9 protein-coding genes are annotated in these 12,051 nt (G+C 68.2%); 8 read left to right on the top strand and 1 reads right to left on the bottom strand.

Features of this window, described 5'->3' with window-relative positions:
* Nucleotides 1-32: 32 nt before the first annotated feature.
* The 8 genes from RB628_RS18195 (at nucleotide 33) to RB628_RS18230 (ending at nucleotide 10,239) form a co-directional block, all read left to right on the top strand.
* Nucleotides 33-2,018: a pectinesterase family protein gene (locus RB628_RS18195; RefSeq protein ID WP_318321512.1), complete on the top strand. Its 1,986-nt coding sequence runs from the start codon at nucleotides 33-35 to the stop codon at nucleotides 2,016-2,018.
* A gap of 51 nt (nucleotides 2,019-2,069) precedes the next feature.
* Nucleotides 2,070-3,407 carry a sugar ABC transporter substrate-binding protein gene (locus RB628_RS18200; protein WP_318321513.1) on the top strand — a complete coding sequence of 446 codons (1,338 nt, stop codon included), beginning with the start codon at nucleotides 2,070-2,072 and terminating at the stop codon, nucleotides 3,405-3,407.
* A gap of 126 nt (nucleotides 3,408-3,533) precedes the next feature.
* A complete protein-coding gene (locus tag RB628_RS18205; RefSeq protein WP_318321514.1) occupies nucleotides 3,534-4,334 on the top strand; it encodes a rhamnogalacturonan acetylesterase in 801 nt (266 codons plus the stop codon).
* Nucleotides 4,335-4,386: 52 nt separating this feature from the next.
* A complete protein-coding gene (locus RB628_RS18210; RefSeq protein ID WP_318321515.1) occupies nucleotides 4,387-5,706 on the top strand; it encodes a pectate lyase in 1,320 nt (439 codons plus the stop codon).
* 2 nt (nucleotides 5,707-5,708) lie between these two features.
* A complete protein-coding gene (locus RB628_RS18215; protein ID WP_318321516.1) occupies nucleotides 5,709-6,830 on the top strand; it encodes a pectinesterase family protein in 1,122 nt (373 codons plus the stop codon).
* 1 nt (nucleotide 6,831) lies between these two features.
* Nucleotides 6,832-7,875, top strand: coding sequence for a pectinesterase family protein (locus RB628_RS18220; RefSeq protein WP_318321517.1), 1,044 nt, complete (start codon nucleotides 6,832-6,834; stop codon nucleotides 7,873-7,875).
* Nucleotides 7,862-9,040: a dienelactone hydrolase family protein gene (locus RB628_RS18225; RefSeq protein WP_318321518.1), complete on the top strand. Its 1,179-nt coding sequence runs from the start codon at nucleotides 7,862-7,864 to the stop codon at nucleotides 9,038-9,040. Before RB628_RS18220 ends, RB628_RS18225 begins: the two co-directional genes overlap by 14 nt.
* A gap of 83 nt (nucleotides 9,041-9,123) precedes the next feature.
* Nucleotides 9,124-10,239 carry a right-handed parallel beta-helix repeat-containing protein gene (locus tag RB628_RS18230; protein ID WP_318321519.1) on the top strand — a complete coding sequence of 372 codons (1,116 nt, stop codon included), beginning with the start codon at nucleotides 9,124-9,126 and terminating at the stop codon, nucleotides 10,237-10,239.
* Nucleotides 10,240-10,306: 67 nt separating this feature from the next.
* Here the strand turns inward: RB628_RS18230 and RB628_RS18235 are convergent.
* On the bottom strand, nucleotides 10,307-12,051 hold a 1,745-nt coding region (locus tag RB628_RS18235), incomplete at its 5' end, for a family 43 glycosylhydrolase (RefSeq protein WP_318321520.1).

Genomic DNA, 12,051 nt, shown 5'->3' on the forward strand with positions numbered 1-12,051 from the left:
TCACCTCATTCGTATGCCTGTTGGGAGCCGCAATGACGCACTTCCCTAGCAAGCGCTTGCCGGGCGTCGCCAGAACCCTGGCCGCCGTCCTGGGAATGGTGGCCGCCCTGACCCTCGGGGCGGTCGGCGAGGCGACGGCCGACGCCTCCGCCGCCGACACCACGAAGACAGCCGCCCGATGGACAGACAAAGCGCACGGCTTCGCCTCCCTCGCCGGCGGAACCACCGGCGGTGCGGGCGGCAAGGTCGTGACCGTCACCGACCAGGCCTCGTTGGTGAGGTACGCGGCGGCCGAAGAGCCGTACGTCATCCGGGTCGAGGGCTCGATCGCCGTGGCGCCCTTCGGGTCGGACGTCGTCGTCACCTCGAACAAGACCATCATCGGCGTCGGTGACACCGGCGAGATCGTCCACGGCGAGCTGCACCTCAACCCCGGTACCAGCAACGTCGTCATCCGCAATCTGACGATCCGTGACTCGTACGTCGAGGGCGACTGGGACGGCAAGACGACCGACTTCGACGCCATCCAGATGGACACCGTCGACCACGTCTGGATCGACCACAACCGCTTCACGCACATGGGCGACGGGCTGCTCGACATCCGCAAGGACAGCCAGTACATCACCGTGTCCAACAACCAGTTCGCCAACCACAACAAGGCGTTCGGGATCGGCTGGACGACCAACGTGCTCACCCAGATCACCATCGACCACAACTGGTTCACGGGCACGAAGCAGCGCAACCCCTCCGCCGACAACTGTGCCTACGCGCACCTCTACAACAACTACGTGTCGGCACAGGTCACCGACGGCGATCCCGTCTGGACATACGGGAACTGGTCGCGCGGCAAGACGAAGATGGTCATCGAGAACAGCTACTACGACGGCGTGCAGCACCCCTACCAGGCCGACACCACCGCCGAGTTGGTGCAGCGCGGGTCGATCCTGAAGAACGTCAGCGGGCGGCAGGACGCGTGGGGCACCGCCTTCGAACCGCGCGACTTCTACGCCTACCGGCTGGACCCGGCCGCGGCGGTACCCGCGCTCATCAAGCGCTTCTCCGGGCCGCAGCAGCGGATCGGCGCCGCAGTGACGCTCCACGTACCCGCCGACTACCCGACCGTCCAGGCCGCCGTCGACGCGGTGCCCGCGGGGAACGGCAGCCCGGTGACCATCGCCGTGGCGCCGGGCACGTACCGCGCGAAGGTCCTCATCCCGGCCGGCAAGGGGAACATCCTGCTCCAGGGGACGGGCCGGAACCGCTCCGACACCGTCATCGTGTACGACACGCCTGCCGAGTACGGCGGTTCGACGGGAAGCGCGACGGTCCGCATCGCCGCGAACGACGTCACCGCCCGCAACCTCACCTTCAGCAACGACTTCGACGAGGCCGCGGTCGAGCTGAAGGGCGAGCAGGCGCTCGCGATGAAGACGACCGGCGACCGGATCGTCTTCGAGAACACCGCCTTCCTGGGCAACCAGGACACGCTGATGACCGACAGCCCCAAGCTGGACGTGATCAGCCGGGTCTACGTCCGTGACTCGTACATCGAGGGTGACGTCGACTTCATCTACGGGCGGGCGACGACCGTCATCGAGCGGTCGGTGATCCGTGCGCTGAGCCGGGGCTCCGCCACCAACAACGGTTACATCACGGCCGCTTCGACCTGGACGGGCAATCCGTACGGGTTCCTGATCACTCGCTCGAAGGTCGTGAGCGACGCTCCTGCCGGCTCCTTCCACCTCGGCCGGCCGTGGCACCCGGGCGGCGAGCCCGACGCGGTGGCCCAGGTCCTGTTCCGGGACACCGAGCTGCCCGCCGCGATCAAGGCCTCGCCGTGGACCGACATGAGCGGCTTCTCGTGGAAGGACGCGCGCTTCACCGAGTACCGGACGTACGGGCCCGGTGCCCAGGTGACCGCGGACCGGCCGCAGTTGAGTGCCGCCGACGCGGCGTCGTTCACCGTCGCCGACTACCTGAACGGTACGGACGGCTGGGCCCCGTACACCCGCCGCTGACCCCCCACAACTTCATAGTTCCGATTGATCCAGAAGAGAGAGTGCCGACCAATGAAGATCAGCATCCGCAGAAGCAGGCGCGCGGCCATCGCCGTGGCCCTGGGTTCCGTGCTCGCGCTGACCGCCACCGCCTGTGGCGACGACGGCAGCGGAGCGGGCGGGGACAAGGGCGACGAGGGCTCGGGCAAGGGCGAGATCACCTTCTGGGACAACAACGGCGGTGTGCGAACCGACGTCTGGAAGGAGATCATCTCCGACTTCGAGAAGGCCAACCCCGAGATCAAGGTCAAGTACGTCGGGATACCGTCCGAGAGCATCCAGTCCAAGTACGACACCGCGATCCAGGGCGGTGGCCTGCCCGACGTCGGCGGTGTCGGCGCGGCCATGCTCGCCGGTATCGCCGCCCAGAACGCCCTGGAGCCGCTGGACGCCCGGCTCACGAGCAGTTCGCTGAACGGCAAGCTGACCCAGGGCATGATCGACAGTGTGCGCAGCGCGGGCGGCGGCGACGAACTGTTCACCGTCCCGACCTCCGCGAACAACGGCACGCTCTGGTACCGCACCGACCTGTTCGAGGCGGCGAAACTGGAACCGCCGACGACATGGTCGAAGTTCTACGCCGCTGCCGACAAGCTCACCGACGCGAGCAAGAACAAGTTCGGTTACACCATTCGCGGCGGTGAGGGGTCGATCGCCCAGGCGCTGGACGCGATGTACGGCCAGTCCGGCGTCACCGAGTTCTGGAACGGGGAGAAGACCACCGTCAACGACCCGAAGAACGTGGCGGCGCTGGAGAAGTACGCCGCGCTGTACAAGAACGACACTCCGTCCGCCGACGTCAACAACGACTTCAAGAAGATGGTCGCCCAGTGGGACAGCGGCGAGATCGGCATGCTGAGCCACAACCTCGGCTCCTACCAGGACCACCTGAAGGCTCTGGAGGGCAAGTTCCGGGGCATTCCGAACCCGACGCAGGACGACGGTACCCGGGTCCAGGTCTCCAACCCCGTTGACGGGCTGGGCCTGTTCAAGTCCAGCGAGAACAAGACGGCCTCGTGGAAGTTCATCGAGTTCGCCGCTTCGCACGCGTCCAACAGCAAGTGGAACGAGTCCGCCGGTGCCATTCCGTCCAACACGGAAGCGGCGAAGGACGCGTGGATCCAGTCGGCGGAGGCGACGAAGCTGGCGGCCGAGTCGCTGAACAGCGGCACGATCAAGATCGTGCAGTTGCCGTACTACCTGCCCGACTGGAACACGATCTCGAAGGCGGACAACGAGTCGAACTTCCAGAAGGTGCTGCTGAAGAAGATGAGTGCGAAGGAATTTCTGGACACGCTGGCCGAGCAGCTGAATGCTGCGCAGGCCGAGTGGAAAGAGCAGATGGGCTAGGTCGTTGTTCGGCTGCGGGTGATCCGTGGCTGGTCGCGCCCCGCGGCGGAGCCGCAAACAGCTACAGCCCCGCGCCCCTTTTCGGGGGCGCGGGTCCCCTGTCCCTTCCTTGAAAGGCACAACGTAGTGTCTCTTAGCCGTAGACAAGTGGCCGCTGCCGCTCTTGGTGCCGTTCCTCTCGTCGCCACATCCTCTGGAAGCGCCTCGGCGCATTCCGGTCGCCGTTCCCGCACGATCTACATCGCCGGTGATTCCACCGCCGCCCAGAAATACGCTGACGCCGCCCCGGAGACCGGGTGGGGAATGGCGCTTCCCTTCTTTCTCGGGAAAGGGCTGGAGGTTTCCAATCATGCGGTGAACGGGCGTAGTTCCAAGAGCTTCTTCGACGAGGGGCGTCTGGACGCCATTCTCGGTGTCATCGCCCCCGGCGACTTCCTGATCATCCAGTTCGGGCACAACGACGAGAAGAGCGCCGATCCCGTCCGTTACACCGAGCCCTGGACGACGTACCAGGACTATCTGCGGCTGTACATCGACGGGGCGCGGGCCCGTGGTGCGCGGCCGGTGCTCGCCACTTCCGTCGAGCGCAGAAAGTTCGACGCGAGCGGCAACGCGCTGCCGACCCACGGCGACTACCCCTCGGCGATGCGTGCGCTCGCCGGGGAGGAGCGCGTGGCGCTGGTCGACATCCAGGCGCTGTCGATCGCGCTCTGGCAGGAGCTGGGGGTCGAGGAGACGAAGAAGTACTTCAACTGGACCGAGACCGAGCAGGACAACACGCACTTCAATCCGCCGGGAGCCATCGCCGTGGCCCGGCTCGTGGCCGCCGGACTGGTGCGGCGTCGGGTGCTGGCGCACCGGGACGTGCGCCGCCTCGACGACGAGATCCCGGAGTCCTGGATCACCTGGCCGCAGGCCGCCGCCTGAGCCTTTCCGCCAAGTAGCCCCCCCTTACTTCCTCCAGAAGGAGAGCCGCACCATGAACGCTCGTGCATGTCATGATCGTGTCACCATGAAGGCCGCCGTCCTGCTCGGCTGCACCGCCCTCGTCCTCACCGTCACCGGCCCCGCCGCCCAGGCCGCCGCCCCGGCCCGTGACCTCGGCCGTCAGACACTCGCCGCCGGTGACGGCTGGGGGTCCGACACGGGTGGCACGACCGGAGGTTCGGACGCCGACGCCGACCACGTCTACACCGTCACCACCTGGGCAGAGTTCAAGGCCGCCCTGAAGGCCGGCGGCGACGCGCCGAAGATCATCAAGGTCAAGGGCATGATCGACGCCGTCTCCGAGGGCTGCGAGGCCTTCGTCGCCGGCGGTTACGACCTCCAGCAGTACCTCAAGGACTACGACCCGGCCGTCTACGGCAACGACAAGATAGCCATGGGTCCGCAGGAGGACGCGCGGGTCGCGTCCGCCGCCAACCAGGACGGCGTCATCAAGGCCGCCGTCCCCAGCAACACCACGATTGTCGGCGTCGGCAAGAACTCCGGCATCCTCGGCGGCAGCCTCCAGATCAAGGGCGTCTCGAACGTCATCATGCGCAACCTCACCATCGAGGCCCCCCTCGACTGCTTCCCCAAGTGGGACCCGACCGACGACAACAACACCGGGGCCTGGAACTCCGAGTACGACGCCGTGGTCGTCTACGGCACCGACCATGTGTGGCTCGACCACAACACCTTCACCGACGGCCGCTACCCGGACAGCGAGCGGCCGAGCTACTTCGGCAAGGTCTTCCAGCAGCACGACGGGCTCACCGACATCGTGCGCGGCTCCAACTACGTCACCGTGTCCTGGAACGCCTTCAGGGACCACGACAAGAACATGCTGATCGGGAACGGCGACGGCCTCGCCACCACCGACGCGGGCAAGCTCAAGGTCACCATGCACCACAACCAGTTCGAGGGCATCCTCCAGCGCTCTCCGCGCGTGCGCTTCGGACAGGTCGACGTCTACAACAACAACTACGTGGTGGGCGAGGCGCAGGCGTCCGACTACTACATCTTCGGCGTCGGCATCTCCTCGCAGCTGTACGCCAGTGACAACGCCATCTCGCTGCCGGCCGGCGCCAAGGTCGGCAAGGCGCTGAAGAAGTGGAACGAGTCCCCGCTTACCGCCCGGAACAACTACGTCAACGGCAAGCTGACCGACCTGATCGCCGTCCACAACGCCGAGATCCCCGCCGAGACGCTCCAGTCGGGCGCCGGTTGGACGCCCACCCTGCGGACGAAGGTCGACTCGCCGCGCGCCGTGCCGTACATCGTCAGCCGCGGTGCGGGCGCGGGCAAGGTCTGCTGACCATGGCCGGCCCTCAACTCCCGCTGAACAGAAGGGCGTTCGTCGTCGCGAGCACCGGGGCCGCACTGGCCCTGGGGCTCGCGGCCCCGGCCCGCGCGGCCGGACGCACCCGGTTCGGCCGCTACGGCTCCCCGTCCCGCCGCCTGACCGAGCAGACCCTGTATGTCGACGCGGCCGGCACCGGCGACTTCACCACCGTCCAGGCCGCCGTGACCGCCGCCGACGGCACCGGACACACCCTGGTCATCGCACCCGGCGTCTACCGCGAGACCGTCGCCGTCAACTCCACCCGTACGGAACTGACCTGGATCGGCGCCTCCGAGAACCCGCGCGACGTCGTCATCGTCTACGACAACGCCGCCGGCACCCCGAAACCCGGAGGCGGCACCTACGGCACCACCGGCTCCGCCACCACCCTCGTCCAGGCCGCCGGCTTCACGGCCCGCTGGATCACCTTCGCCAACGACTGGCTGCGCGCCGACCACCCCGGCGTGAGCGGTACGCAGGCCGTCGCCATCAAGGTGCAGGGCGATCGTTCGGCGTTCCACCACTGCCGGTTCCTCGGCCACCAGGACACCCTGTACGCCGACTCGATGAGCCGTGAGGCGTACGCCCGGCAGTACTTCGCGCACTGCTACGCCGAAGGAGACGTCGACTTCGTCTTCGGCCGGGCCACCGCCGTGTACGAGCACTGCCACTTCCGCACCCTGAACCGCACCGACCTCGGCGGCACCCCCTACGGCTTCGTGTTCGCGCCGTCCACCGTGGGCACCAACCCGCACGGTTACCTGGTGACGGGCAGTCGTGTGACGAGCGAAGCCCCGGACGCCTACTACAAGCTGGCCCGCCCCTGGGTGCCCAGCTCGGACACCACCGCCCGCCCGATGCTCACCGTCCGGAACACCCACCTCGGCCCCGGCATCGACGCGGTCGCGCCCTACACCAACATGTCGAACACCTACCCGTGGCAGAGCCAGCGGTTCGCCGAGTACCGGAACACGGGCCCGGGCGCCGAGATCGTCGTCCCCGACAACCGGCCCCAACTCACGCCCGCCGAAGCCGAGTCGGCGACCCGTGAGGCGTACCTGGGCGACTGGACGCCGTGGCGCGGGCGGTGGTGCTGAGATGCGCCGACGCACACTGCTCACCGGGTTCGCCGGAGGGCTGGTCGCCACCGGTACGGTTCCCGCGTTCGCGTCCGGTGCCCGCCGTGTCCTGCATGTCCGCGCCGGCGGCTCGGTCCAGGCCGCGGTGGACACGGTGGTCGCGGCGGGCGGCACCGGCTGGACAGTAGTCGTGCACCCGGGAACGTACCGCGAAGTCGTCAACATCCCAGCCCAGGCAGCCGGGTTGACCCTGCGCGGCGCCACCCGCGACCCGCGCGACACCGTCATCGTGTACGACAACGCCAACGGCACCCGGAAACCCGACGGTTCGGGCACCTACGGCACCGCCGGCTCCGCCACCTTCACCTCGGCGGCGCCCGGCCTGACCGTACGCGACCTGACCCTGGCCAACGACTGGCTGCGCGCCGACCACCCGGAGATCACGGGCACGCAGGCCGTCGCCGCGTATGTCACGGGGGACCGGTCGCAGTTCACGCGCGTACGGTTCCTCGGCTACCAGGACACCCTGTTCGCGGACACGACGCTGCTGACCGCCTTCGACCGGCACTACTACCGCGACTGCTACATCGAGGGCGACGTCGACTTCGTCTTCGGGCGGGCGCGGGCCGTCTTCGACGGCTGCCACTTCCACACCCTCGACCGGGACGTCGCCTTCAGGCCCGAGGGCATGGTCTTCGCGCCCGCCACGGCCCGCGCCAACCCGTACGGCTTCCTGGCCGTGCGCGGGCTGGTGACCTCGGGCGCGGAGGACGGCGCGTACCGGATCGCCAGGCCCTGGGTGCCGTCGTACGAGACAACCGCGTGGCCCGCGCTGGTGGTTCGGGACACCTGGTTGGGCCCGGGTATCGACGCCGTGACCCCGTACATCAACATGCGCGAGGCCTACCCCTGGCAGACCATGCGCTTTCGGGAGTACGGCAACTCCGGTCCGGGGGCGGTGATCCCGGTGCCGGAGAACCGGCCACAGCTCACGGCGGCGGAGGCCGGCGAGCACACGCGGCGGACGTATCTCGGGGACTGGTGCCCGTATGCACGGCCGTGATCCGGCGGTGGGGCGGCGGGCGTTCGTCGTGGGAGCGGGGGCGGCACTGATCAACGGGGGCGTCCAACCCGCCCATGCGGCCCAGGACCTGGAGTCGGCCGTGGTGGAAGGGCCGCTGCCCGGCTTCCACCCGGCGCTCAGGGACGAGCTGGACTTCCCGCTCGCCTGGGACAGATCCGGCGTCCGGGACTTCCGGTCCTGGCGTCGGATCGCCCGCGCCAAGGTGGAGGAAACGCTGCTCGTCGAGGCGGACGGCGACGGCACCCCGTACGACCCGGAGTTCAGTGACCGTCACGAAACGCCCTACTGCACAAGGGAGTTGGTGACCCTCGCGCTCACCCGGTACGAGCCCGTGCGCGGTGCCCTGCTCACCCCGCACGGCCCCGGCCCCTTCCCCGCCGTACTGCTGCTCCACGACCACGGGGGCAGGTTCGACATCGGGAAGGAGAAGCTCGTCCGCCCCTGGTACGACGACACCCGCCTCGCCTCCGCGCAGGCATGGGCGGACCGGTACTTCAGCGGACGGTTCGTCGGTGACGAGCTGGCCCGGCGCGGATACGTCGTGCTGGCGCTCGACGCACTCGGCTGGGCCGACCGGGGCCCTCTCGCCTACGACCAGCAACAGGCCCTCGCCAGCAACCTCTACAACCTCGGCTCGTCCCTCGCCGGACTCATGGCCCGCGAGGACGTACGCGCCGCCCGCTTCCTCGCCGGCCTGGACCGTGTGGACCGGCGGCGAGTCGCGGCCGTCGGGTTCTCCATGGGCGCCTACCGCGCCTGGCAGACCGCCGCGCTCAGCGACGACATCGCCGCCGCTGCCAGCGTCTGCTGGATGACCGGGCTGAAGGAAATGATGGTCCCGGGCAACAACACCCTGCGCGGCCAGTCCAGTTACTACATGCTTCACCCCGGGCTCGCCCGGCACCTCGACTTCCCCGACGTGGCGAGCATCGCCGCACCCAGGCCGATGCTGTTCTTCCACGGCGCCCAGGATCCGCTGTTCCCGGCGGAGGGCGTACGCGTGGCCCACGAGAAGCTGCGCGCCGTCTGGCGCTCGCGCCGCGCCGGGGAGCGGCTGCACACCAGGATCTGGCCCGACCTCGGCCATGTGTTCACCGCACCCATGCAGGACGACGTCTTCTCATGGCTGGACGCCGTCCTGTAACCCCCGCCGCCCACCGACCGCTCCCCCAACCCCCCACCGCTTCCCCCACTCCCTCCCCGTTACGACGAAAGGACCCGCACGTCATGCGTCGTATCAAGTCCTCGCTCACCGCTCTCGCCGTCGCCACCGCCGGTGTCGGCCTCGCGGTACTCCCCACCCCCGCCCAGGCCGCGACCGTGGTCGTCGACACGTCCGCCGAACTGAGCAGCGCGCTGTCGGGTGCCACCGCAGGCACCGTCATCCAGGTGCGCGCCGGTACGTACTACCCGTCGGCCACCCTCCAGTCGACGGCCAACGGCACGTCCTCCAACCGTATCTATCTCCAGCCGTACGGCTCGGAGACGGTCAAGATCGACGGGTCGAACCTGCCCGACGGGGACTGGATCTTCAAGCTGTCCGCCGACTACTGGACCGTCTCCGGCATCACGTTCCAGAACTCGCCGGACAGCGCGGTCGTCTGCCAGTCCTGCGCCTCGACGGTCTGGAGCAACATCAAGACCATCAACGGCGGCGACTCCGGCTTCACGCTCACCGGCGACGGCACCACCAACAACACCGTCAGGAACATCGACTCCTACGGCCACTACGACCCCGCCAACCACGGCGAGAACGCCGACGGCATCGCCGTGAAGTACGGTTCCGGCAGCGGCAACCTCATCACCGGAGCCCGCCTCTACAACAACTCGGACGACGGCCTCGACTTCTGGTCCTTCTCGTCGCCCGTCACCGTCGAGCACACCTGGGCGATGGGCAACGGCAAGAACCGCTGGTCCGACTCGGCGTTCGCGGGCGACGGCAACGGCTACAAGCTGGGCGGCGACGGCGAGACCGTGGCCCATGTCATCAACAACTCGGCGGCCTGGGACAACGCGGGCAACGGCTTCACCGAGAACAGCAACAAGGGCGCCATCGTCATCAACCGCACCACTGCCTACGCCAACGCCAAGTGGGGCTACTACTTCGCCACCGGAGCGGCCAGGCTCGGCAAGAACCTGGCCGTGAGCAACAGTTCCGGGTCGGTGAGCAAGGGCTCCTCGGTCACCTCGTCCGGCAACAACTGGGACTCGGGGATATCGACCCCGTCCTTCGTGTCCACGAACGCGTCGACCACGTACAACTCCCGTGCCTCGGACGGGACGTTGCCCGCGACGACGTTCCTGACGACGGGCAGCAGCACGATCGGGTCGACGATGAACTGACCACCCGCCGGGACACGTCGAGGGGTGCGGCTTCGCTGCCGCACCCCTCGACGTGATCCCGCAGAGGTCAACGGCCTCGTACGGGCCTGATCGACTCCAGGGTCGGTACGACCGGCAGAATCGTCCCGTCGGCCGCGAACCGCATCCGGTCGATGGTGGTCTCCCGGTGCATGCCGTCACCGCCCGCCTTCCCGGGGCCGTTCAGGGCGAACCGGTGGTACACCATGTACCAGTCGTCGGTGCCGGGCACGTTCACCACCGAGTGGTGGCCCGTGGCCTTGATGCCGTGGTCGGGGCGCTTGGACAGGATCGTGCCCCGCTTGGTCCACGGGCCGAGCGGGGACGGTCCGGTGGCGTAGGCGACGTGGTAGTCCTCGCTGCGGGTGTCGTCCTCGGACCACATGAAGTAGTACGTCTCCTGCCGCTTCACCACGAAGGAACCCTCACGGAAGTTGTCCGGGGTGATGTCCCGCACCTTCGCCGCGTCGAACGACACCATGTCGTCGTTCAGTGGAACGACGTATCCGCGTCCGTTGCCCCAGTAGAGGTACGCCTGCCCGTCGTCGTCCGTGAACACGGCCGGGTCGATCATCTGGCCGCTCAACTGCCCCTTCGCCACCAGGGGTTTGCCGAGCACGTCCGTGAACGGGCCCGCCGGGGAGTCGGCCACCGCCACCCCGATCGCCTGCTCGGCGCAGAAGTAGAAGTAGTACTTGCCGTTCCTCGTGGCGATCGCCGGCGCCCAGGCGTTCCTGTCCGCCCACGACACATCGGGGCCCAGATCGAGGATCACGCCGTGGTCGGTCCAGCGGACCAGGTCCTTCGACGAGAACGCCTTGAACCGCGTGCCGCTCCAGCCCTGGAAGCCGTCGGTGGTCGGGTAGATCCAGTATCGGCCGTCCAGGTACTGGATGTCGGGGTCGGCGTACAGCCCCGGCAGGACAGGGCTGCGGGTGGGTACGGCCTCCACCGTCCAGACGCGGTGCGTTCCGTCCGCCGCCGTCACCGTGTACTTCTGCGGCTTGCGGAAGTCGCGCCGCGTACCGGACGCGGGGCTCACCCTCGCACCCTCTCCGACCCACAACTTCGGTGCGAGCCGGGCGAGTTCGGCGTCCGGCCGCATCGGCAGCACGACCTTGGCGGCAGCCTCCGTGACGACGGCATACCCCTTCTGACCGCTGGCCGTGGCGTCCACGACGGACGTCGGGGTCTCCGGGTAGGCGGCCAGCAGCCGGTCGTACTCCGCCCGCGTCACCGGCATCACCGTGCCGTGGCGGGGACTGGCCGGCAGCTGGAAGTTCGCGGACATCGTCCACTTGCCCGAGTCGAGGTCGGTGGTCTCGAAGGGGACGTACCCGCGACCGCCGTACTCGTCGATGAACAGGTACCACTTGTTCTCGGTGTTGGACCTGAAGACCGTCGGCCCCTCACCCCGGTCGATCGCCCCGCTCCCGATGCAGTCGGAGACGACGTCGTACGAGGTGTCCGTCAGCGACGCCGACTTCTCGGCGGTGATGAACTTCGAGCAGGGGCTGGAGGAGGTGGGGTCCCGCTCGTCCTTCGTGTAGCGGTAGTAGGTTCCGTTGTGCTCGGCGACAGTTGAGTCGATCACCGAGTAACCCGGGTCGTTCCAGACCTTCGGCTCGCTGAAGGTGCGGAAGTCCTTCGTCGTCGCGTACATCATCTTGTTGTACGTCGAGCCGGTGTGCCCGGGGTCGTCGTCGGCGTACAGCTTCGACGCCCAGAAGACCACGTACGAGCCGAGCTGCTCGTCGTAGTAGGCCTCCGGCGCCCAGGTGTTGCCGGCCGAGT

Origin of the sequence: Streptomyces sp. ADMS (assembly GCF_033441795.1) — a bacterium.
Lineage (GTDB): Bacteria > Actinomycetota > Actinomycetes > Streptomycetales > Streptomycetaceae > Streptomyces.